The 21,104-nt window shown below is 63.5% G+C and carries 23 protein-coding genes; 12 read left to right on the top strand and 11 right to left on the bottom strand.

The features are described from left to right. Nucleotides 1–4 precede the first annotated feature (4 nt). From ACWA1Q_RS04525 to ACWA1Q_RS04515, 3 genes are read right to left on the bottom strand one after another with little or no spacing between them, the layout of a single operon-like run. On the bottom strand, nt 5–844 hold the full coding sequence (locus tag ACWA1Q_RS04525; RefSeq protein ID WP_463759884.1) for an ABC transporter ATP-binding protein: 840 nt from the start codon (nt 842–844) through the stop codon (nt 5–7). After that, nucleotides 841–1,662, bottom strand: coding sequence for an ABC transporter permease (locus ACWA1Q_RS04520; RefSeq protein ID WP_463759882.1), 822 nt, complete (start codon nt 1,660–1,662; stop codon nt 841–843). Before ACWA1Q_RS04520 ends, ACWA1Q_RS04525 begins: the two co-directional genes overlap by 4 nt. Nucleotides 1,663–1,705: 43 nt before the next feature. Next, nucleotides 1,706–2,929 (bottom strand): ROK family transcriptional regulator, encoded by a 1,224-nt coding sequence (locus ACWA1Q_RS04515; protein ID WP_463759880.1) that lies wholly within the window; start codon nt 2,927–2,929, stop codon nt 1,706–1,708. Nucleotides 2,930–3,200: 271 nt separating this feature from the next. Here ACWA1Q_RS04515 and ACWA1Q_RS04510 point away from each other — a divergent pair, with 271 nt between their 5' ends. The 4 genes from ACWA1Q_RS04510 to ACWA1Q_RS04495 all read left to right on the top strand — a co-directional run bounded on the left by ACWA1Q_RS04510 (nt 3,201) and on the right by ACWA1Q_RS04495 (nt 5,108). Further along, complete coding sequence (locus ACWA1Q_RS04510) at nt 3,201–3,560, top strand: YidH family protein (protein WP_463759878.1); 360 nt, start codon at nt 3,201–3,203, stop codon at nt 3,558–3,560. After that, nucleotides 3,557–3,919 (top strand): DUF202 domain-containing protein, encoded by a 363-nt coding sequence (locus tag ACWA1Q_RS04505; protein WP_463759876.1) that lies wholly within the window; start codon nt 3,557–3,559, stop codon nt 3,917–3,919. Before ACWA1Q_RS04510 ends, ACWA1Q_RS04505 begins: the two co-directional genes overlap by 4 nt. 448 nt (nt 3,920–4,367) lie before the next feature. After that, nucleotides 4,368–4,778, top strand: a complete 411-nt coding sequence (locus tag ACWA1Q_RS04500; protein WP_463759875.1) for a hypothetical protein — start codon at nt 4,368–4,370, stop codon at nt 4,776–4,778. 84 nt (nt 4,779–4,862) lie between these two features. Next, entirely contained in the window at nt 4,863–5,108 is a 246-nt protein-coding gene (locus ACWA1Q_RS04495; RefSeq protein WP_463759873.1) for a hypothetical protein, read from the top strand. Nucleotides 5,109–5,243: 135 nt separating this feature from the next. Here the strand turns inward: ACWA1Q_RS04495 and ACWA1Q_RS04490 are convergent, their stop codons facing one another. Further along, nucleotides 5,244–5,708, bottom strand: coding sequence for a hypothetical protein (locus ACWA1Q_RS04490; RefSeq protein WP_463759871.1), 465 nt, complete (start codon nt 5,706–5,708; stop codon nt 5,244–5,246). A gap of 366 nt (nt 5,709–6,074) precedes the next feature. On the opposite strand from ACWA1Q_RS04490, the gene ACWA1Q_RS04485 reads away from it, so the two are divergent. From ACWA1Q_RS04485 to ACWA1Q_RS04470, 4 genes are all read left to right on the top strand, one after another. Continuing rightward, entirely contained in the window at nt 6,075–6,632 is a 558-nt protein-coding gene (locus tag ACWA1Q_RS04485; RefSeq protein WP_463759870.1) for a DUF5067 domain-containing protein, read from the top strand. A 289-nt stretch (nt 6,633–6,921) separates the two neighbouring features. Next, nucleotides 6,922–7,563 (top strand): hypothetical protein, encoded by a 642-nt coding sequence (locus ACWA1Q_RS04480; RefSeq protein ID WP_463759868.1) that lies wholly within the window; start codon nt 6,922–6,924, stop codon nt 7,561–7,563. Nucleotides 7,564–8,388: 825 nt separating this feature from the next. Then, entirely contained in the window at nt 8,389–9,024 is a 636-nt protein-coding gene (locus ACWA1Q_RS04475) for a GAF and ANTAR domain-containing protein (protein WP_463759866.1), read from the top strand. 6 nt (nt 9,025–9,030) lie between these two features. Further along, complete coding sequence (locus tag ACWA1Q_RS04470) at nt 9,031–9,789, top strand: GAF domain-containing protein (RefSeq protein WP_463759864.1); 759 nt, start codon at nt 9,031–9,033, stop codon at nt 9,787–9,789. 52 nt (nt 9,790–9,841) lie between these two features. Here the strand turns inward: ACWA1Q_RS04470 and ACWA1Q_RS04465 are convergent, their stop codons facing one another. Beyond that, entirely contained in the window at nt 9,842–10,168 is a 327-nt protein-coding gene (locus ACWA1Q_RS04465) for a DUF7882 family protein (protein ID WP_463759863.1), read from the bottom strand. Between the two features lie 226 nt (nt 10,169–10,394). Between ACWA1Q_RS04465 and ACWA1Q_RS04460 the strand changes: the two genes are divergently transcribed. Next, entirely contained in the window at nt 10,395–10,676 is a 282-nt protein-coding gene (locus ACWA1Q_RS04460) for a hypothetical protein (RefSeq protein ID WP_463759861.1), read from the top strand. A 443-nt stretch (nt 10,677–11,119) separates the two neighbouring features. Here ACWA1Q_RS04460 and ACWA1Q_RS04455 read toward each other — a convergent pair whose 3' ends face one another. Next, nucleotides 11,120–11,506 carry a tautomerase family protein gene (locus ACWA1Q_RS04455; protein ID WP_463759859.1) on the bottom strand — a complete coding sequence of 129 codons (387 nt, stop codon included), beginning with the start codon at nt 11,504–11,506 and terminating at the stop codon, nt 11,120–11,122. A gap of 17 nt (nt 11,507–11,523) precedes the next feature. On the opposite strand from ACWA1Q_RS04455, the gene ACWA1Q_RS04450 reads away from it, so the two are divergent. Continuing rightward, the gene (locus tag ACWA1Q_RS04450; protein WP_463759856.1) at nt 11,524–12,330 is read left to right on the top strand and encodes an alpha/beta fold hydrolase; all 807 of its coding nucleotides are present in this window, start codon (nt 11,524–11,526) and stop codon (nt 12,328–12,330) included. On the opposite strand, the gene ispG is transcribed toward ACWA1Q_RS04450, so the two are convergent. The 3 genes from ispG to ACWA1Q_RS04435 form a co-directional block, all read right to left on the bottom strand. After that, entirely contained in the window at nt 12,323–13,477 is a 1,155-nt protein-coding gene (gene ispG, locus ACWA1Q_RS04445; RefSeq protein WP_463759855.1) for a flavodoxin-dependent (E)-4-hydroxy-3-methylbut-2-enyl-diphosphate synthase, read from the bottom strand. The genes ACWA1Q_RS04450 and ispG overlap by 8 nt on opposite strands. An 89-nt stretch (nt 13,478–13,566) precedes the next feature. Next, nucleotides 13,567–14,208 (bottom strand): CoA transferase subunit B, encoded by a 642-nt coding sequence (locus ACWA1Q_RS04440; RefSeq protein ID WP_463759853.1) that lies wholly within the window; start codon nt 14,206–14,208, stop codon nt 13,567–13,569. A 4-nt stretch (nt 14,209–14,212) separates the two neighbouring features. Next, nucleotides 14,213–14,986 carry a CoA transferase subunit A gene (locus tag ACWA1Q_RS04435; RefSeq protein ID WP_463759852.1) on the bottom strand — a complete coding sequence of 258 codons (774 nt, stop codon included), beginning with the start codon at nt 14,984–14,986 and terminating at the stop codon, nt 14,213–14,215. 214 nt (nt 14,987–15,200) lie between these two features. Between ACWA1Q_RS04435 and ACWA1Q_RS04430 the strand changes: the two genes are divergently transcribed. Beyond that, nucleotides 15,201–16,385, top strand: coding sequence for an acetyl-CoA C-acetyltransferase (locus tag ACWA1Q_RS04430; RefSeq protein ID WP_463759851.1), 1,185 nt, complete (start codon nt 15,201–15,203; stop codon nt 16,383–16,385). Nucleotides 16,386–16,452: 67 nt separating this feature from the next. Here the strand turns inward: ACWA1Q_RS04430 and ACWA1Q_RS04425 are convergent, their stop codons facing one another. Both ACWA1Q_RS04425 and ACWA1Q_RS04420 read right to left on the bottom strand, forming a co-directional pair. Continuing rightward, complete coding sequence (locus tag ACWA1Q_RS04425; RefSeq protein WP_463759849.1) at nt 16,453–17,238, bottom strand: acetoin reductase; 786 nt, start codon at nt 17,236–17,238, stop codon at nt 16,453–16,455. Between the two features lie 143 nt (nt 17,239–17,381). Next, the gene (locus ACWA1Q_RS04420) at nt 17,382–19,445 is read right to left on the bottom strand and encodes a prolyl oligopeptidase family serine peptidase (RefSeq protein WP_463759848.1); all 2,064 of its coding nucleotides are present in this window, start codon (nt 19,443–19,445) and stop codon (nt 17,382–17,384) included. A gap of 93 nt (nt 19,446–19,538) precedes the next feature. Between ACWA1Q_RS04420 and ACWA1Q_RS04415 the strand changes: the two genes are divergently transcribed. Beyond that, nucleotides 19,539–20,918, top strand: a complete 1,380-nt coding sequence (locus ACWA1Q_RS04415) for a pyridoxal phosphate-dependent decarboxylase family protein (protein WP_463759846.1) — start codon at nt 19,539–19,541, stop codon at nt 20,916–20,918. The last annotated feature ends 186 nt before the right edge of the window (nt 20,919–21,104 follow it).

Genomic DNA, 21,104 nt, shown 5'->3' with positions numbered 1-21,104 from the left:
TGGGTCAGGCCGTCAGGGTAGACGGCGTTGAAACGGCTGCGGTGCCGGTGTTCTGGTGGTAAACGGAGTGCCATACCCGGTTGCGAAGAGCGGTGAACTCGGGGCTCAATCGCATTTCCTCGGTGCGCGGGTATGGGAGGTTGACGTCGACGATGTCGAAGATCCGGCCGGGGCGAGCGGCCATCACGACGACTCGGTTGGCCAGGAAGACGGCCTCATCGACGTCGTGGGTGATGAAGAGGACGGTGCGCTTCTCCTGGCTCCAGGTCTCGAGGAGCTGCTCTTGCAGTTTCACGCGAGTAAGAGCATCCAGCGCGCCGAACGGTTCGTCCATGAGGAGGATCGTCGGGTCGACCGCGTAGGCCCGGGCGATGGCGCAGCGTTGCTTCATGCCGCCGGAGAGCATCTTCGGCAGGGCGTCGGCGAACTGGCTCAGGCCGACCATCTCGATGAAGTGCTCCGCCTTCTCGCGACGCTCCTTCGCTCCGAGCCCTGCGGTCTTGAGACCGAACTCGACGTTCTTGCGAACGCTCAGCCAGGGGAAGAGCGCGTACTGCTGGAAGATGACGCCGCGGTCGGGGCCTGGACCCGTCACAACCTTCCCGTCGACAACGGCCTGGCCGCTTGTCGGCTGGTCGAGGCCGGCGAGCAGGTTCATGAGCGTGCTTTTTCCGCAGCCGGACGGACCGACGACGGTGACGAACTCGTTGTCGGCGATGTCGAGGGACACGTTGTCGAGGGCGATGAACTGTTCACCGCTGAGGTCGAAGGTCTTGGTGATGCCCTGCACCGAGATGCGAGCGGCGTCGGTACCCTGCTGAGTTCCCGTGGTTGATGTGGTCATCGGCGTTCCTGCCATCCGGTCAGTTTGCGTTCGGCGAAGAGGAGAATGCGATCCATCAGCAGACCGAGGATGCCGATCGTGATGAGACCGACGAAGATCGTGGGCAGGTCGTAGTAAATCTGGGCCTGCTGCATCCGGAATCCAAGTCCCTGTTGCGCCGCGATGAGCTCGGCGGCGACGAGGGTCGACCAGGACGCTCCAAGCCCGACCCGCATGCCCACGAGGATGAACGGCGTCGACGCGGGCACGACGACGCGGATGAAGATGCCGCCGTCCTTGCTGCCCAGCACCCTGGCGGCGTTGATCAGGGTGCGGTCGACGTTCACCACGCCCTGGAAGGTCGAGATCACGCAGGCGAAGAACGCAGCGAGGAAGATCACGAAGATTTTCGGTTCTTCGCCGATGCCCATCAGAACGATGGCGAGGGGGATGATCGCCAGCGGCGGGATCGTGCGGAAGAACTGGACCCATGGCTCGATGAGCCCGCGAGCAATGGTGTACCAGCCCATCAGGAATCCAACCGGGATGGCCACGATCGTGCCAAGGGCGAAGCCGATCAGCACGCGCGTGAGGCTGGCGGAGATGTCGGTGAGGAGAGTGCCGCTCGCGATCAGTTCGCCAGCGCGTTGAACAACGGCGATCGGCGTAGGAAGCCGGAACCCGGCCAGGGAGAGAACCCACCAGATCAGGATTCCGACGATGACGCTCACAACGTTCAGGGTGAGGAGCAGTTTGCGGTTCTTGGCCCCTGTCTTCGGCGTCCTCTTGGCAGGAGCGTCAGGTAGAGCGCCAGTGGCGATCGCTTCGGTCGCGGTCATGCGCGTTCCTCCCGGTGCGAGGCGCGCCCGTGGGTGCGGATGTTCATGAAATGCTCCTTTGCATGGGGCTCTGCTGAGAATCGTCGTGCGTGGTTTCCGGGTAGCTGGCGAGCAGCGGTGACTGGTGGAACAGCGCGGCGATCGCGCCGAGGGCACCGTCGTCGTCGCCCAGTTGGGCGAGGCGGACGTGTGGGGCGGCTTCGGGAACGGGCAGGAGTTCGTAGGCAATCGTCGCGATGGCCTGTTCAAAGATCACGTCGGCGATCTGGACCACTTCGCCACCGATGACGATCTCTTCGGGGTTGAGGGCGACGGCGACCGAGCCGAGAACGCGGCCGAGTGCATCCCCGACATCACGCAGAACGCTGGTGACGATCGGGTCGCCTTTTGCGACGGCGGCGCGGAGGTCGTCGAAGGAGTTGATCGACACGCCTTTGGCCGTGCAGCTGCCGAAGATGGCCGGCACGGAGGCGATCGTCTCGAGGCAGCCGCGCTTGCCGCAGCGGCACTGGATGCCGTTCGGGCTGACCGAGATGTGGCCGAGTTCACCAGCGAACCCGGATGCTCCGGTGACGAGGTGACCGCCGACGACGAGCCCGCCACCGATTCCGTCGGAGAGGCGGACGTAGAGAAGGTTCCGGGCGCCGGCGCCGCTCCCCCAGATTGCCTCGGCGAGGCCGGCGAACCGCGTGTTGTTGTCGATGGTGACCGGGACGCCGAACTTCTCGACGAACGAGCTGTAGACGAAGTCGCCAGCTGGGCGCACGACGGTGCTTCCACCCGCGGGCGCCGATTTGGGCATTCGTGGGGAGAACGGACCAGGAAAGCCGATACCGATGCCCTGGAGTGCACCGTAGTGAATGCCGGATTCTGCTCCGATCCGTTCGATCAGACGGAAGCAGCTGTCGATTCGTTCCTGCCAGGCCGAGTCGGCTTCGTAGAACTCGGCTCCGGAGGCGATGATCTCGTGTGCCGCGTCTGACACTGCGACGCGGACACGGCGGTGGCCGAAGTCGATGCCCATGAACTGTCCAGCGCCGGGGTCGAGGACCAGGCGTTCGGCGGGCCGTCCGCGACCCGCTCGGGCGTCAGCATCTGTGTTCGCGATGGTGATCGCGCCGCGCACGAGCAGGACATTCGTGATTTCGGAAAGGGTCGTGCGTGAAAGTCCGACCCGGTTGGCGATCTCGCCACGGGTCAGCGCGCCGTGCTCACGGAGCACCCGCAAAACGCGGTCTTCGTGAGTCTGGCGGATGAGTGTATGCACTCCAGCGGGCTTGAACACACGGTAACGATAAGCAGGGCGAATTATTCCGTCAACCGCTCGACATAATTCGACTCGAAAAATGTTAAGGACGTTGCATAAATAACAGAGCCGCGGAATGACGCGGAACCTGGGTTCTGTTCAAGGCGCTTGACCGTGGCCCATGCCCGCCAGCGGTTGTCGCTTGGCTGTTTTGCGCCGCGTGGCCGCGACGGATTCAGAGCTGATTCAGGCATAGTCTGGGCGCGAAGGCGACGGACCGCGAGAGGACTTCATGACGACGAAACGATTCCCTTGGACTGTCTTCGGCCACGGGCAGGAGCCGGACGCGCGCTTCAGTATGGCGAACGAGCGCACCTTTCTCGCCTGGATCCGTACCTCGCTGGCGCTCATCGCGGCCGGGGTCGCGCTCGAGGCGCTCCACCTGCCGATCGAACCGGTTCTTCGACTGGTCACGGCGTTCCTCTTTCTCGCACTTGGGGTTTTCGCTCCTGCTCATGCGTGGTTCAGCTGGATGCGCGTCGAACGCGCCCTCCGGGAGAGCGAGCCACTGCCAGGACCGGGCTTCTCCGGAGTCCTCGCTGTCGGCGTCGTCCTCGGCGGCCTCCTCATCGGCATCGGCATGCTGGTGTGAGTTCGACCCCACTCTTCGACGAGGGCCTGCAGCCCGAGCGAACTCACCTGGCCTGGCAACGAACTCTGCTCACCCTCGGCCTCGGTTGCGCGGTGGCAGCGCGACTGAGCGCGTCTCATCTCAGCCTCATTGGGGTTACCGCTTCGCTCGCCGCACTCGCTGCAGTCGTGGTCGCGTCTGTGCTGATTCGGCTCCGCTATCTGCGTATCAACCAATCGCTGCGGTCGACCCAGACGCTGAGCCTCGTCAGCGCATGGCCGCTCGCGTTGGCCGCCTTCGCCACGGTCGCACTCGCCACGGTCGCACTCGCCATACTCGCAGCCCTCTTCGTGGTGTTCGGCGCGGATGCGATCATCTGAGTAATCGGTTGGTCGCCTCGGCTGGGCTCGATGCACCTTCCGCCCACTGTAGAGATTCCCACGGAGCCACGTGGGGAGTCGCACTCCGCTCGCTGCAGGGATCAAAACGACCAAAGCGTGCGGGCTGCACCTGAATCCTCTCCGCTCGCTGGAGGAGATCTCGATAAGGGGACGCTCGGATTCACCGGGAACCAGGCGAGGTCTTCAACCTCATCGTGTTCCTGGCCAGTGGCGGATAGTCCTACTCGACTGGATCCGAACTCCTCGTCGAGGCGGATGGGCCTCCGAGAATGCGGATACAGCCGGGACGATGCTACCTCCCGTGAGCCGATCCGATCGTAACGCCCCTGATCGAAATGCTCGCACGCCAGGAGTAGATCAAGTCGACCATTCAACGGGACCCTCTACGGGACAGCTCAGCGGCTCCCCCGTCCGCTATGTTCAAGGCATGAAGGACGAGGAGGCAACGGCTGACGAACGCACGACGGATGTGCAACGTCTTCGTATGCTCCTTGTTGTCGTGGGCGTCCTTGGAATGTTGTGGACTTTAGGGGTCGGTGGTGCCGCCGCTAACCACGGAGGCATCGAGCATGGATGCATTGTCGGAGGACCTTTCCCTTCTTCGACACCGCAAACCTTGTCCATGGACGGCGGTCCGGAACGGGCTTACCTCTCCTTGTGGCCATTCGGGCGCGCCTGCGACTGGAAACGCTCGGACGGACAAGGTGTTGTAACGGCGATGCCCGACTGGACCCAGACCGGCATCTTCCTTACTTGCGCTGCGATGGCGATATCCGGAGGCTTCTTCGTTGGCCGAAACAAAGAAGGCGCGGGCTCCGTCGAGGCGAACGCCAGTTAACTGCGTCGGCGAACAAGAACAAGCCTTGAGGTTCGATCCGCATCATACGACTAGCAGCTAGAACCGGGTGGATACGATGCACGCATGACCCAACGTGGTAAGACGCTCACCAAAATGATCGGTGCTGTCATTGCACTTGCCGGTGCGATCGTGAGCATCGTCTATTTCTTCCAGCCGTGTCGCACCTGTCCGTATGACGATTCGTCCGCGGCTTGCTCGATGCTTCCGGCAGACGCAGCCGTGATGGCCACAGCGATGCTCGGAGTCGTGGCCGGCCTAGTCCTCTTGGGCGTCGGACTCTTCACTAAAGGAGACGACGTCGCTCGGTAGCGAACGCGTTCTCCGCACTTTGATGACGAACCCTCAGCGGGACATGGCAACGGCAGGAGAGCGGAGGGCTAGCCAGAACGCGGCACCCGAGCCGCAGCGGCCGTCGTTCTCACGCTGCGGGCTCAAGCGCGACAGCTAGATCTTCTCCATTTCCACGGTCGCGGACTTGCCCTGGATGCTCACCGTGAAGCTAATGATGCCATCCTCGTAGCTAAACTCTTTGGTGTCGTCTGTCGACGCCATGACCGCGGTGTCGGTTGCCACAGCGTTTCGTTGCGAAGTCCAGGTGTGAGGCTCGGTCGCGTCGGCGGGGGCCTCGAACGTGCCCACCCAGTAGACGGCGGTGATGTCTTCGCTGCCCAGCTCCCAATCAATGCTGATGACGCCATCGGTGATGGCAGCCGTCATGAAGTCGGTCTCGCTCTGCGAGTTGCTCTGCTTCCAGTCTCCTGCCAGGTCGGGAGCCTTGGGCGCTTCCTCAACGGGCTTGGCTTCGTCAGCGGCAGCCGGCGAAGTGCTGGCAGGCGCGGCGTTCGTCGCACCGCAACCGGTCAGTGCGAGAGCAGCGACGAGGACGATAGGCCCGATGATCTTCTTCATGGGCTCTATCGTGGCAGATCTCTGAAGAACTCCCGGACGCGTCAGTCGGACTGAAGTATTGAGGGTGTTGCCTTCTACGAACTCGACGCCTTTCAGTGGGCGGGCGTGCGATACGCCTCCAGATCACCTCCAGACTCGCTCACGACGCAGGGACCTCTGGCTGCTGATTGAGTTTCAACGACGATCGTCGAGTAGTCGATTTTGAGATCGAAAAGGAGCGTCGCTTCGGCGGTCTATCGTGCTCGACTGGCTGGACACCGTGCCTATTCTGCGGGCTTGGTGCGTGACCTAGCGAGCACCTAATCGCCCCGAACACGTCACACGTTTTGGAAATTGTAGTGAGCGCCCTGCGGCAGGATGATAGCTGTGAATAAGCTCCTCGCCCCGGTCGCTCCACTCGTCCTCCTAATTGCTTTAGGACTCTCTGGATGCAGCAGCTCCGTTACGCCGGACGCGGCTCCCACAACCGGCACTGAGGTGGAGGTTGACGCCCCGAAGGAGGAGGCACCCGCTGATTCCTTCGTTGACGGCGTCCTCACCACCGACGAGGTCAAAATCGCCATTACCGACTACCGGGTGATCCCTGTTGGCGAGGTCGGAAATGAGTACGGTGACGTGCCCGTGCTCGCCATCTGGTACGACACCACAAATCTCGGAACCTCTGACCGGGACATCTCGCCGATGGAGTTCATTTACACGTTCGAAGCATTCCAGGACAACGACCCCGACCGAGAGAACACGCTGGACGTGGGATCGCTTCCAGATGACGCATTCCTCGACACGCAGACGGAGAACATCAAGGCGGGCGGCACCCTGTCGAATGCAATCGCTTATGAACTCGACGACACCACCACGCAGGTCGAGCTCGTCGCTGGAGGAATGATTGGTGACGAGATCGGTCGAATGTCCTTCAATTTGAACTAAGACCTTTTCGAGGGGGAACGGCGTTCAGGTCGCGTATCAACGTGACGATCTGTTAGGCGCCTTCCGGGAGATGTCTTCATCGGCGGTCCTTCCGACCACGGGTGAAGCGAAAGACCGGCCTCGCTCACTAGCTGAGGGTCCGTCGCCTCATATCCGATCGATCAGAGCCTTCTCTGGCACGAATCGGATACCCCAGTGCGCGGAGAGATTCCCTCCTACGTCTGGCTTGCAAGGACCTCTACGACTATATGAAGGTCTGACCAACGTGGTCGCTTACAGGAAGAACCCAATGAAACGATCACTCGCAACAGCACTCGTCATCCCCGCACTCCTCATCGGTGTGCTCTCGGGTTGTGGTGCAAACACGACAGCAGTCGAGCCGAAAGAGACTACAAAGCCCGCGGCCGCGCCCAAAGAGACGAAAGCTCCGGTCAAGAAAGAGCCGGAACCGCGTCCTGTCCTCGAGGTGACGAACGCCATCCCTGCTGGCTGGCCCACGTTCGAGGACGGTCGTCTCACGTATGGCGCCCCGCCGCACTTCGCACATGATCTCGACATCGAGGGAAGCACGGGCGACTACCACGGTGTCGACAAGGCATTCTGGGAGCACATGGTCGACGGCAATGGGCACATGGTGCACGAGGCGATTTGGGTCGACTACTACGACGCGAACGTCGACAAGTTCATCAAGCCTGATGCGTTCATCGAGGAAGGCCAGTTCGAGTTCTCCGTCCCCGGTGCGGTCATCGCATCCGTCCATTACGACACCGTGCCCGCGGACCCCAACGGCATCAACATCGAACACTTCGCCGGACGCGCTGCCGTGAAGATCAGCGACACCGAGGTGGCCACGGTGCAGTTCTTGTTCCAGGACCCCGCAACGGGACCCGACCGCGTCAAAGAACTCCTCGGCACCCTCGCGGTGAAGTAGGACCCTTCCGGTAGCAAAGAGCGCCCGACTCACATGGTGGGGCGTTTCTGCGTCCCGTTCCCACTCATCGCAGATGCCGTGCGACGAGACCGCCGAGCCCATGAGCGCTGAGGTCAGCCGATCCATGCCCATAGAACGCTCGGGGCGATCGGGGACTCGTTCCAAGAGGTTCACGACGAGACAGTAACGGTCTCACCAAACTTTCGGCGGAGTCTCGGAAAGAGCCAGCGCGGGTGATAAGGCCCAGCAACAATGGAGGGGCTCTCTCGAAGGTGTCCTCGGGCGACGCGGACCGTCGCACCGGCTCGGAAGACGGACGCTTGCGGACGAAGAAATGCGGCCACTCGCATGAACGTCGCTACGGTGAAGGAGACGCGTCACCCGGGAACCCTTACTGCACTTGACGTCGGCGTTCCGCAACGTCAGAGGTGCATTGAGCACATTGCGGTTGCGTGGCCGCCTATACCCGCGTATCCACCGTGCGTATCATGGGGTCCATGAGGGCGATGCGCAGGATGCGGACGTGGCTCGGCATGATGGCTGCCGCGGAACACTGGCTCCGCGAGCAAAGCGCTGTGAAGGTTCAGCTCATGGTCCGCTCAACCAACGAGGCTGTGCTGGACTTCTATGAGCACCTTGGCTACGAAGATGCCGAAGTCCAAGTTCGATCCAAATGGTTGGCGTAGCGCTACATCCGAAAGAGGGACGGTCTATCAGAAACCTCCTGTCCTACACTGGATCCATGACATTTGTCGGCGCGATGAAGCGTCGCAGGAGGCGCGACCGAATCGGTGCAATGTGAACAGCGCACCGACCGCTGTCGACGTGGGATCGAAACTCGCCTCTCCCTTTCTCGATCTGCTGCCCATCACGGGTGTGGCCATCTGTGTGCTCGACCGGGCGGATAGAGCCCTGGTTATTCATGCCAGCGATGACACCGCCGCCCAGTTGGAGGAGGCACATTTCAATCTGGGTGAGGGACCGCTCTTCGACTGCTTCGCCACGGCGCAACCTATTCTGGTGCCCGACGTTACGTTAGTGGACCGGTGGCCTCTCTTTCTCTCTGACGCGCAGGACACGAGCGCCGCCGCCATTTTTACGTTTCCGCTCACTCTCGGGGCTGCGTGTGTCGGGGCAGCCCTCTGCCATCGGAACACAGCCGGTCAGCTCGACAGCGAAACGCTTGGGGTCGGGCGTGCTCTGGGTCGCGCGATTGCGGCTCGTGCCCTCCGGCACGCCATCGAGTTGGCCGAAGGCGCCCAGACTGACGAGACAGCTCCGATAGAGATGCGTCGTGAAGTACATCAGGCTACAGGCATGGTGCTCAGCCAACTCGACACGACAGCCTCCGATGCAATGGCCCGCATGCGGGCATACGCATTCGCCGAAGGAGTCAACCTCCGCGAGGTTGCCCATGAGATAGTGACTCGCCGACTCGACTTTTCGACCCTGGAGGACTGATAACAGATGAGCACTGAGGACAGCGTCAGGGGCGAAACTCGCGAAGCGAAGGTCAGTGCGGCGTTCGTCACAATGACCGAGGCTCTGATGAACGAATACGACGTCGTCGATCTTCTGTCGACGGTAATGGACACATCGTGCGAGATCCTAGGCATGGACGCCGGCGGCATTCTGTTGGCTGACGCCGCCGGCGACCTCGAGCTTGTCGCGTCGACCAGCGAAGAAGCGCGGGTCGTAGAGACGATCATCATCGCCGCCGGAGAGGGGCCGTGCATCGATTGCTACAGCAGTGCCGCACCCGTCAGCGTCGCGGACATCAAGAACGTGGACGGAAAATGGCCGAATTTTCGTCAGACGGCTTTGGAGCAAGGGTTCCGCTCAACATCGGCCGTTCCGATGCGCCTTCGTGACGACGTCGTCGGGGTGATGAATCTTCTACACTCGCAGCCCGGTCAGATCACAGAGGAAGATGAAAAGGTTGCACAGTCCCTGGCGAACCTCGCAGTCCTCGGTGTTCTCCACGAACGAAACTTCCGCAGCCCCTTCGCCGTCACCGAACAGATGCACCTTGCCCTTGATACCCGCATCCTCATTGAACAGGCAAAGGGAGTGCTTGCGCACTCAGAAAACCTGTCGATGACAGACGCGTTCACCGCCCTCCGCGAGCACTCGCGCATCACCGGAACCACTCTCCGCCGTGTTGCCGAAGGCATCACCCAGCGCACGATAGCCACATCCGAGATCGCTTCTGTTCCTCCACGCTGACGGCCATCACAGCCCTGAGCCGTTCCACCTAGGCTGTGTCCGCCAGAGCGGTCTAGCGGGTGCGGGCCTTGTCGCTCGGCTCAGCTGCGGGTTCCTCCGAAAGGACAAGCCCCCCAGGCCCGTACGAGCCGTCGGCCATCGCTTTCAGCCAGGTCTGGTTCAACTCCGGCCGCTTCGGGTCGTGAAAGCGGAACTGAAGCCGGGTACCGGGCGAGACCCAGACCGACATGCCTTCAGACCCCGCAGCGGGGGCCTGATTCCAGCTGAGGAAGAACGACTCCCCACGGCTGAGTTTCATACCGGCGACGATCTTCAAATGCGACAGTACGCGATCGTCGAAGGTGAAGTTCGCACCCGACCCGTAAATCAACGTCCCCATATGGCCACCTTATGCTGTCATCGCCGAGTGCTGTGTTCACAGGGCGGGTGTCGCGCTCACCCTGCTCTGAAGGGTGTCCACCGGAGGCTCTCGCGCTAATAGTGACATACACGGGCGCAGTCAAGTACCCAGGGAACATTCACATATGAGCCTAGGCTTACCGAGGCCCCGGCGACCGCCCGGGCCACATGTCGGAATGTCTTCCGTCCCCAAAAAGGAGATCAGAATGTCGAACAACTCCGGCACCGCTCGCACCGAGCACACCAAGACCGTCGTCCGTCGCGTCGAGACCAAGCCCGCCTACAAGACCACCGAATTTTACGCCTGGATCATCGTATCCCTCGCGATCCTCGTCGCCTCAGCCATGGTCGACAACGGCGAAGACGGCCAGGGCTTCGGCGCCGACCACGCGTGGCAGTACGTCGCCTTCGTCACCGTTGCCTACATCCTCAGCCGTGGCATCGCCAAAGCCGGAAGCCACGGTCACGCCGACTCCGACCGCAACTAGCGACACTTCACGGCTAGCCAAGCCGTAATCAGGACAAGCCGTCTCGCCTCCCCCGGCGAGACGGCTTTCCTATTGGACCTGTTCGCTGGCCGCGGCGCCCTCTGCGAGCCGCGGCAGCGCCCGCTGCCCTTACCGACCATGTGTTTTGGGGAGAGCGTCGCCTTCTCCGCCGTCGACGGCGCCCACTTCATATGACGCCGGTGCTGTCGTCCGCCGGTCGCTAGCCGCCCGCAAGCCGGACCTTCAGCGGACACTCCCCCACGATTCCGGTGCCCAGCGCACCTGGCCGAGCTCGCAGTTCCGTTTGACCGGCCCGCTCGAGATTCGCATTGATCGCACCTTTTGCGGACGCCGCACGGAGCATCGGCGCCGAAGAAAACTGCCTTCAGCCGAGCTCGTCCTCGCAAGTGCACCGCACTGAAGACCCGCTGGTCATATGAAAGTCAGACGTCTACCGAGTAGTTCAATTCCAGCTCATCGGCAGGCACTCCCCTGATCGCCCAGTTCTCACGAGGCGTCTCCGTGATCGTGATCTCAATGTCGTTCGGTGAGATGCCAAGAGCACCCACATTGGCGATCAGCTGGCGAAGGAGGTTCTTCTTCGCCTCTCTCGAGCGACCCTCGAACATACTGATCTCAATGATCGTGTAATCGATCGAACGATCGGCGGGCGCGATGAACTGCTCGGGGTCAAGTGGGATGAAGCGGTGAAACCGTTTCTCAGCCGGAAGCAGAAGTACCGACACCGCGGCGGAGTGGATCGCGTCAGACACCGCAGGGATTCGGGGCGTGATGGCGGCCCGATGACCGTAGACAACAAATTGAGCCATGCCTCAGTGTTGCAGTTATGGAATGTCGAATCTCTGAGGTTTCTGTTCACTACGTCGAGCACGGCGACGGCGTGCCCCTCGTTGCCCTTCACGGGGCAGGGGTCGATCACCGCGAGATCGAGGCAGCGTTGGAGACGATCATGCCGACCACTGGTTACCGGAGGATCTACCCTGATCTGCCTGGCATGGGGCGTTCGAGCGCCGACGGTCTCGAATCCAACGGTGACGTCGTCACACTCCTGTCCGATTTCATCGACTTTTTACAGGCTGGGCCGGTGCTGCTCGTCGGGCATTCCTACGGCGCCTACCTGGCGCGCGGCCTCGCGGCGACATTTCCCGACAAGGTGCTCGGTCTCGCACTGATCTGCCCCGCCGGAGAACACACCGGTGATGTGCCGGCTCACGACGTCGTGCGTTCAGACACGAACGCCTACGACGAGCTCGAACCTGCTCTGCGTTCGGGCTTCGACGAGTATTTCGTCGTGCGCTCCCGGGTCACGGCCCGCCGCTACCGCGACTCGGTGGTTCCCGGTACGGCTTTGGAACGAGAGCAAGACCTTGAACGGATCTTTACTCGGTGGCCGATCGACGTTGGCGCTGACCCCGTCTCGATCCCAAGCCTTATCGTGGCTGGCAGACGTGACTCCACAGTCGGATACTCCGACGCCCTCGCGCTCCTTGAGCACTACCCGCACGCCACCTTCGCGATTCTTGAGGATGCTGGCCACGCACTGATGCATGAGCAACCCGAGCTTCTGGCCGCTCTCCTCGACGACTGGCTGGAACGAAGCCGCAAGGCTACCAGCCCGCCGCGGGTCAGCTGACGCTGACCACCGGAGAACCGAGAGACGTTTCGCTCGCCGGCATTTCGGCGGCGATACGGTTCGCCTCTTCGATGAGCGTTGCGACGATCTCGGACTCGGGAACGGTCTTGATGACCTCGCCCTTGACGAAGATCTGACCCTTTCCGTTACCGGATGCCACGCCGAGGTCAGCTTCGCGCGCCTCGCCCGGGCCGTTGACGACACAGCCCATGACAGCCACACGGAGCGGAACGGTCATACCCTCGAGCCCGTCGGTGACGTCATTCGCGAGCTTGTAGACGTCGACCTGGGCGCGGCCGCAGCTCGGGCAGGACACGATCTCGAGCTTGCGCTCACGCAGGTTGAGCGACTGCAGAATCTGCAGGCCCACCTTGATCTCCTCCGCGGGCGGCGCACTGAGCGACACCCGGATGGTGTCTCCGATGCCCTCGGAGAGCAGGATGCCGAACGCGGTTGCGCTCTTAATGGTGCCCTGGAACGACGGTCCTGCCTCGGTCACACCGAGGTGAAGCGGCCAGTCCCCACGCTCGGCGAGCAGGCGGTACGCCTTGACCATGACGATCGGGTCGTTGTGCTTGACCGAAATCTTGAAGTCGTGGAAGTCGTGCTCCTCGAACAGGCTCGCCTCCCAGACAGCGCTCTCCACGAGTGCCTCCGGGGTGGCCTTGCCGTACTTCTGCAGCAGGCGCGGGTCGAGGGATCCAGCGTTGACACCGATCCGGATCGAGACGTCCGCGGCCTTCGCGCGGCGCGCGATCTCGGCGATCTGGTCGTCGAATTTGCGGATGTTGCCCGGGTTCACGCGCACAGCAGCACAGCCGGCGTCGATTGCCGCGTAGACGTAGTTCGGCTGGAAGTGGATGTCGGCGATGACCGGGATCTGGCTCTTCTTCGCGATGATCGGGAGTGCTTCTGCATCGTCGCGGCTCGGAACGGCAACGCGGACGATGTCACAACCGGATGCCGTCAACTCGGCGATCTGCTGAAGCGTCGCGTTGATATTCGGCGTCGGCGTCGTCGTCATCGACTGGACGCTGATCTGCGCGTCTCCGCCGACAAGAACCTTGCCGACTTTGATCTGGCGGGTCTTTCGACGCGGCGCGAGGATTTCGGGGACCTTGGGCATTCCCAAATTAACTGCTGGCACGATGCCATCCTATGCCGGGCGTCCTGAGCGGTTGCCTTACGCCGCTCTCGACATGCTCTGATCAATGACGGATGCCGCGGGGAAGGCGGTCACGCTTGAAGCGCCACTTTCAGGGGCGGCTCGGTCGCGGCGGAGACGTCATCGACGCTCACGCCTGGCGCCAGTTCGACGAGTTCGAGACCGTCGGGTGTGACATCGATCACGGCGAGATCCGTGATGATCCGCGAAACGACGCCGCGCCCTGTGAGCGGAAGCGAACAGGCGTTCACGATCTTCGCCGACCCATCCCTCGCGACGTGTTCCATCAACACGATCACCCGTCCCGCGCCGTGCACGAGGTCCATCGCACCGCCCGGCCCCTTCACCATCTTGCCGGGGATCATCCAATTGGCGAGGTCTCCATTCACTGACACCTGCATCGCGCCGAGGATCGCTGCGTCGATCTTTCCGCCACGGATCATCGCGAAACTCAGCGCTGAATCGAAGAACGCGGTGCCAGGAAGCGTCGTCACAGTCTCCTTGCCCGCGTTGATCAGGTCGGGATCGACGGCATCCTCGATCGGATACGGCCCGACCCCGAGGATCCCATTCTCCGACTGCAGGGTCACGGTCATCCCCTCGGGAACGTAGTTCGGCACGAGCGTTGGCAGACCGATACCGAGGTTTACGTACGAGCCGTCCGCCAGTTCAAGTGCGGCTCGGGCGGCCATTTCGTTGCGGGTGAGAGCCATGGTGTCAGTTCCCTTCCGTCGATCGAACCGTGCGGCGTTCGATGCGTTTCTCGATGTCGCTGCCGACCGGAACGACGCGGTGCACGAAGACTCCGGGCAGGTGGACGGCGTCGGGGTCGATCTCACCTGGTTCGACGAGCTCTTCGACCTGGGCGATGCAAACCCGGCCGGCCATCGCCGCGAGCGGCGAGAAGTTACGCGCCGACTTGTTGAAGACGAGGTTGCCATGGCGGTCACCTCTGACGGCATGGACGAGGGCGAAGTCGGTGGTGATCGCCTCCTCAAGGACGAACTGCTTCTCCTCACCACGCACCCCGAACGCACGCACATCCTTCGGCGGTGACGCGATCGCCACTCCCCCGGAGCCGTCGTATCGGCGCGGCAATCCACCCTCAGCGACCTGCGTGCCGACACCAGTCTGCGTGTAAAACGCGGCGATCCCCGAGCCGCCAGCCCGAAGCTTCTCGGCGAGCGTGCCCTGCGGCGTCAGTTCGACTTCGAGTTCACCGGTGAGGAACTGGCGCTCGAATTCCTTGTTCTCCCCCACGTACGACGACGTCATCTTGCGGATGCGGCGATTGGCGAGCAGAACGCCGAGCCCCCAGTCGTCGACGCCGCAGTTATTGCTGACGATCGACAGGTCGTCGCTGCCGAGGTCGAGCAACGCCGAAATCAGGATCATCGGGTTGCCGCACAGGCCGAAGCCTCCAACGGCGATCGATGATCCGCTCGAAATGTCTGCGACGGCCTCGCTCGCGCTCGCCACAGTTTTGTCCATTGCCACCGGGTGCACCTCCATCGCTGCGTGTGCGGGCGATCGACGAGGAGCATCCGTGCCGTCTGGACGTCGATGTCCGCGACTACCAACCTAGCGTCTGCGCGGCGCAGTATCGCGCCTGCTCCGGGGAAGAATTCGGCCCATTCCGTGGCAAGCTGGAAGGAGCGGAATCGCGGCATGACGCGCCGCACCCAGACAAAGGAGTCGACGGAAAATGAGTTCAGACGATGTGGTCATCCTGGCCGGAGCGCGCACCCCACAAGGGCGGTTGCTCGGCCAGCTCGCGAGCTTCAGCGCGGTCGATCTCGGCACCATCGCGCTGAAATCGGCGATCGAGCGTTCGGGCGTCGACGTGTCAGACATCAACGCCGTGATCTTCGGCCAGGTACTCCAGGCCGGGGCGGGGCAGAACCCCGCCAGGCAGACCTCCCGTGCTGCCGGCATCGGCTGGGAGGTGCCCGCCGTTACCGTCAACAAGGTCTGCCTCTCGGGAATCCACGCTGTCGTCGACGCGGCCCGTCTCATTCGCGCCGGTGAAGCATCCGTCGTGGTCGCCGGTGGCCAGGAGTCGATGACCAACGCACCCCACGTTCTGCCCGCCGTGCGCAAGGGCTACAAGTACGGCGAGGTCACGATGATCGACACTGCGGCATTCGACGGGCTGACGGATGCCTTCGACGGCGACTCGATGGGAATCTCGACGGAGCGCCACAACGGCGCGCTCGGTATCGACCGCGGCGAACAGGATGCCGTCGCGGCCGGCTCGCACCAGCGCGCGGCCCAGGCGCAGGCCGCCGGCGTGTTCGACGACGAGATCACCCCGGTCACCGTTCCGTCTCGCCGTGGCGAACCAACTGTGTTGACGAGTGATGAGGGAGTGCGCGGCGACTCGACGGTCGAATCGCTCTCGGCGCTGCGCCCGGCGTTCGATCAAAACGGCACCATCACGGCGGGCAACTCGTCGCCGCTCAGCGATGGAGCGTGTGCGCTGATTCTCGCCCGCCGGTCGTGGGCCGAGGAACGCGGACTGTCGTGGCTCGCGGTCGTGGGCGCGTCCGGCTCGGTTGCCGGCCCGGACAACTCGCTGCACTCGCAGCCGTCGCGCGCGATCGCGGATGCTCTCTCGAAAGTGGGCTGGACGGCATCCGACCTCGATCTGATCGAGATCAATGAGGCGTTCGCGGCAGTGAGCGTGCAGTCGATGCGCGACCTCGACCTCGACGGGGAGAAGGTCAACATTCATGGCGGGGCGATCTCGCTCGGCCACCCGATCGGCGCATCAGGGGCGCGGGTCGTGCTCCATGCCGCTCTTGAGCTTTCTCGACGGGGGTCAGGCAAAGCCGCGGCGGCACTGTGCGGCGGCGGCGGGCAGGGGGATGCGCTGCTGCTGTCGCGGTGATCAGAACCGACGACCACGAAGCGGGGCCTGCCGGATTTTCCGGCAGGCCCCGCTTGTCGTGTGCTGCTTAGTTGTAGAGCATTCCGCCGTCGACGAGGAGAACCTGACCCGTGACGTAGTCGGAGTCAGGGCCGGCGAAGAAGGAGACGACCTTCGCCACGTCTTCGGGGGTTTCGATCCGGCCGAGGGCGATGCCGTCGACGTTCTCCTTGAGGTTCTGTCCGAGAGGCTTGCCATTGATCTTGCTGAGCTCGGTGTCGATCTTCTCCCACATGCCCGTTCCGACGATGCCGGGAGCGTACGCGTTCACGGTGATGCCTTTTGGCGCCAGCTCCTGGGCGGCGGCCTGGGTGAATCCACGCACTGCAAACTTCGATGCGGAGTACGCGCTGAGAATCGGGAAGCCCTGGATCGCAGCGATCGACGCGGCGGAGATGATCTTGCCGCCGTGTCCGAGTTCATCGAATTTCGCGGCAGCGGCCTGGATGCCCCAGACGACACTGTTGACGTTGATCTGGAAGATCGAGTTGAGCTCATCTTCGGTGATGTCGAGAACCGGCTTGATCTGCGCGATACCCGCGTTGTTCACGATCACGTCGAATCCGCCGAGCTTTTCTGCGGCGGCGTCGACAGCACCGACGATGTCGTCACGCTTCGAGACGTCTGCTGCGACGAAGATCGCCTTGCGGCCGAGGGCCTCGATCTCAGAGACGACGCCCTGGCCCTTTTCTTCCTGCGCGGCGAGGTCGGCGATCGCGACGTCGAAACCGTCCTGTGCGAGCCGCAAAGCGATGCCGCGGCCGATTCCCTGTCCTGCTCCTGTGACGAGCGCGACCTTGTTTTCTACAGTCATGGGCTTCTCCTTCTGTTTCGGGCGGGATGCGCGCAACGCGGACCCGCCGGACGTTTCGGAAGACGCATAACGCGTCTCCCACTGGGTACAACGAGACAGGGAGGACGACTATTCCATACGTACGTATATGAAGGTCGCTTCCGTCAGTCGGACGGGGTTTCGGCGCCGAGGCGTTCGGTGAGGAAGCGATAGGCGAGAGCCGACATCCGTGCGGCCTGCGCGTTGTTGGCCGCCCCGCCGTGCCCTCCCTCGATGTTCTCGTAGTAGGTCACGTCGTTGCCGAACTCGAGCAGGCGGGCTGCCATCTTGCGCGCGTGACCCGGGTGCACCCGGTCGTCACGGGTCGACGTCGTGAACAGCACGGGCGGATACCGGCGCTCCGGATCGACCAGGTGGTACGGCGAGAAGGTCTTGAGGAACTCCCACTGCTCGGGGTCGTCCGGATCACCGTACTCCGCCATCCACGAGGCGCCGGCCAGCAGGTGCGAATACCGTTTCATGTCGAGCAGTGGGACCTGGCAGACGACGGCGCCGAAAAGTTCCGGGTAGCGGGTGAGCATGTTGCCGGTGAGGAGTCCGCCGTTCGAGCCTCCCTGGATGCCAAGGTGCTCCCGTGAGGTGATTCCGCGAGACACGAGGTCGCGCGCGACGGCGGCGAAGTCCTCGTACGCCCGATGGCGGTTCTCGCGGAGCGCCGCCTGGTGCCAGGTCGGACCGTATTCTCCCCCACCGCGAATGTTCGCGACGGCGTACGCGCCGCCCTGTTCGAGCCATGCCCTGCCGAGCGTTCCGGAGTAACCCGGGGTCAGGGAAATCTCGAAGCCGCCGTATCCATAGAGCAAAGTGGGCGTCGAACCGTCGAGGGCCGTATTCTCCCGACGGACGAGGAAGTAGGGCACGCGCGTGCCGTCATCCGACTCGGCGAAGTGCTGCTCGATGGTGAGGCCCTCAGCGTCGAAGAACGCCGGCTGGGATTTGAGCGCCACCGGGAGCGCACCGCCCTGTCCCACTGTCGCGATCGACAGCGTGGTCGGCGTGAGGTAGTCGGTCGCGACAACCCAGACCAGGTCGTTCTCGTCGGGGTCGACGGCTGACACCTGCACGGTACCGATCTCGGGAGCGCCCGCGAACTCGCTGCGGTGCCACGCGGCATCCGTCGGGGTGAGAACGCGGATGCGACTCTTCACGTCATCGAGAACGGTGAGGACGAGGTGGTCTCGCGTCCACGTCGCGCCGGCCAGCGATGTCGTCGGTGTGGGTTCGAACACGACCTCGAAGCGGCCGTCGCCGGCGAGGAACCCGTCGAAGTCTGCGGCGAGAAGTGAGCCGGCCCGATAGGTGGTGTCGGCAACGGTCCAGTCGTCGCGCAGTTCGATGAGGAGCCACTGCCTCGAGTACCCGATCTCTGCGGAGTCCGGAACGTCGATGCGGACCGGGGCGCCGTCGACGAGCACGAACACCTCGTTGGTGTAGAACGTCGGTGCCCGCCAGAAAAAGTCGCGGATGTAGCCGGGGGTGTGGCTGCGGAACGCCCGGACAGATACGTCGGTTTCCATGCCCTCGAAGACCACCTCGGATGCCTCGATCGGGGTGCCGCGACGCCAGCGGCGTGCGATGCGCGGATAGCCGGAGGTGGTCAGCGAGTTCTCGCCCAGTTCGGTGGAGAGGTAGACGGTGTCGTCGTCGATCCAGCCGAGCCCGCCCTTCGCCTCCGGGCGGAAGAAGCCGCCGTCCGCTGGAGATACGAACCGGAAGGTATCGAGGTCGAATTCGCGCGTGACGTCGGCGTCTGAGCCGCCGTGCGAGAGGTCGATGAGCGCTTTCGTGTAACCCGGCCGGAGCACGCTCGCTCCATGCCAGACCCAGTCTTCGCCTTCATCCCGGTTGAGGGCGTCGATGTCGAGCACGACCTCCCACGCCGGTTCGGGCGTGCGATATTCCTCGAGCGTGGTCCGGCGCCAGATTCCGCGTTCGTGCTGCGCGTCAGTCCAGAAGTTGTAGTAGAAGTCGCCGATCTTGTGCACCAGCGGAAGCTTCGCCGCGGAGTCGAGAACCTCACGGATGCTGCGCTCGGTGTTCGCGAATTCAGCGGTCGCCCCCAGGCTGCCGAGGGTTTCGGCGTTGCGCTTCCGCACCCAGTCGAGAGCGGAGTCAGAATCGATGTTCTCCAGCCACAGGTACGGGTCGTTTCGCTCGTCGACAGTCATGGCACCCAGCCTAGGAGTTCGCACGGTGCCGCCGCGTAGCATCCGTTCGATGGGGTCTTCCGCGCTGCGGGGTCGAGGATTACGCTGCGTCGTGTGACCGCTTCATTCGAGGATTATCGCGCCGCGCTCGACCGCGCGCACGCACACACGAGCGAGTGGCTCGAGTCGCTCGAGACACGACCGGTGGCACCGACGCAGACGGCCGATCAGGTCGCTGAACACTTCGGCATCGCCCTTCGAACCGATGGCATGGACCCGGCCGAAGTCATCGACGAGCTGGCGACATTCGCCGAACCGGGTCTGATGGGGATCCCGTCCGGCCGCTTCTACGGCTGGGTCATGGGAGGGACCCTCCCCGCAGCGCTCGCGTCTGACTGGCTGGTCAGCGCATGGGACCAGAACACGGGCATCCGTTTCGGCACTCCCGCCTCGGCGGCGATCGAGGAGGCGGCCGAGGCCTGGCTGCTCGACCTGCTCGGGCTGCCCGCGGAGTCCGGTGTCGGCTTCACCACCGGAGCGACCATGGCGAACTTCGTCGGTCTCGCCGCGGGGAGAAAGAAGGTGCTGGATGCCGTCGGCTGGAACGTCGACGAGGACGGACTTTCCGGCGCACCCCGGATCACCGTGCTCGCGGGGGCCGAAAGCCACGCATCGATCGACATGGCGTTGCGCTACCTCGGGCTCGGGCTCCGCGAACCCGTCGCCGCCGACAACCAGGGCCGGATTCGGGTCGACGCGCTCGAGCAGGCATTGGATGCGGCTCCCGGACCGACGATCCTGTGCCTGCAGGCAGGTAACCTCCACTCCGGATCGTTCGACCCGTTCCGGGAGGCCGTTGAGCTGGCCCACGCCCACGGCGCATGGGTGCATGTCGACGGCGCTTTCGGACTCTGGGCTGCCGCCAGCCCCGCGTGGGCATCTGCCGTCGATGGACTCGCCCTCGCCGACTCGTGGGCGACGGACGCACACAAAACCCTCAATGTGCCGTACGACTGCGGCGTCGCGATCGTCGCCGACCGGGCCCTGATGCGGAGCTCATTCGGGGTGCACACGGACTATCTGATTCATGATGCTCAGGGTGACCCGTTCGAACGCGTGCCGGAATTCTCGCGCCGTGCCCGTGGCATCCCGGTCTGGGCTGCTCTGCGGTCTCTCGGCAGGAGCGGAACCATCGCCCTCGTCGAGGGGCTCGCTGCCAACGCGCGCTCTCTCGCCGACGGTCTCGGCGCCCTGCCCGGTGTCGAGGTTCTCAACGACGTCGTGTTCACCCAGGTCTGCCTGAGCTTCGGCAACGACGAGCGCACGAAGGCGGTGACGGATGCGCTCATCCGAGACGGTGTGGTGTGGATGTCCGGGTCACGCTGGCGCGACCGCGCGATTTTGAGGATCTCGGTCAGCAACTGGTCGACGGATGCCGAGGACGTTGCGGAGTCGATTCAGGCGGTGCGCAGGGCGATGGCCGCCGTCGGGTGAGTGGGTTCATCGCGCTCCGGGCGAGACGCCACAAATTGCTGCTCCGGGCATCCGGGAGCGACAAAGTGTGGTGATTCGGCGAGCGCCACGACGTTCTGTGGAGATTCGGCGAGGCGCCGGGGGCTTCTGCGAAACGGTGTCTCGGAACATAATTCTCGGCAGGACATCGACAGAAAAGGAATTGGA

It is taken from the genome of Mycetocola sp. TRD_SC_2, assembly GCF_055361225.1.
This window is presented reverse-complemented; position numbering and strand designations above follow the sequence as displayed.

Bases quoted from the DNA above. Each gene is read 5' to 3' on its own strand.
- ACWA1Q_RS04465 (WP_463759863.1), bottom strand. From the start codon at position 10,168: ATGGGGACGTTGATTTACGGGTCGGGTGCGAACTTCACCTTCGACGAT.
- ACWA1Q_RS04430 (WP_463759851.1), top strand. From the start codon at position 15,201: ATGAGTTCAGACGATGTGGTCATCCTGGCCGGAGCGCGCACCCCACAA.
- ACWA1Q_RS04490 (WP_463759871.1), bottom strand. From the start codon at position 5,708: ATGAAGAAGATCATCGGGCCTATCGTCCTCGTCGCTGCTCTCGCACTG.
- ACWA1Q_RS04440 (WP_463759853.1), bottom strand. From the start codon at position 14,208: ATGGCTCTCACCCGCAACGAAATGGCCGCCCGAGCCGCACTTGAACTG.
- ACWA1Q_RS04495 (WP_463759873.1), top strand. From the start codon at position 4,863: ATGACCCAACGTGGTAAGACGCTCACCAAAATGATCGGTGCTGTCATT.
- ACWA1Q_RS04455 (WP_463759859.1), bottom strand. From the start codon at position 11,506: ATGGCTCAATTTGTTGTCTACGGTCATCGGGCCGCCATCACGCCCCGA.
- ACWA1Q_RS04460 (WP_463759861.1), top strand. From the start codon at position 10,395: ATGTCGAACAACTCCGGCACCGCTCGCACCGAGCACACCAAGACCGTC.
- ACWA1Q_RS04435 (WP_463759852.1), bottom strand. From the start codon at position 14,986: ATGGACAAAACTGTGGCGAGCGCGAGCGAGGCCGTCGCAGACATTTCG.
- ACWA1Q_RS04425 (WP_463759849.1), bottom strand. From the start codon at position 17,238: ATGACTGTAGAAAACAAGGTCGCGCTCGTCACAGGAGCAGGACAGGGA.
- ACWA1Q_RS04500 (WP_463759875.1), top strand. From the start codon at position 4,368: ATGAAGGACGAGGAGGCAACGGCTGACGAACGCACGACGGATGTGCAA.
- ACWA1Q_RS04480 (WP_463759868.1), top strand. From the start codon at position 6,922: ATGAAACGATCACTCGCAACAGCACTCGTCATCCCCGCACTCCTCATC.
- ACWA1Q_RS04420 (WP_463759848.1), bottom strand. From the start codon at position 19,445: ATGACTGTCGACGAGCGAAACGACCCGTACCTGTGGCTGGAGAACATC.
- ACWA1Q_RS04450 (WP_463759856.1), top strand. From the start codon at position 11,524: ATGGAATGTCGAATCTCTGAGGTTTCTGTTCACTACGTCGAGCACGGC.
- ACWA1Q_RS04520 (WP_463759882.1), bottom strand. From the start codon at position 1,662: ATGACCGCGACCGAAGCGATCGCCACTGGCGCTCTACCTGACGCTCCT.
- ACWA1Q_RS04525 (WP_463759884.1), bottom strand. From the start codon at position 844: ATGACCACATCAACCACGGGAACTCAGCAGGGTACCGACGCCGCTCGC.
- ACWA1Q_RS04510 (WP_463759878.1), top strand. From the start codon at position 3,201: ATGACGACGAAACGATTCCCTTGGACTGTCTTCGGCCACGGGCAGGAG.
- ACWA1Q_RS04470 (WP_463759864.1), top strand. From the start codon at position 9,031: ATGAGCACTGAGGACAGCGTCAGGGGCGAAACTCGCGAAGCGAAGGTC.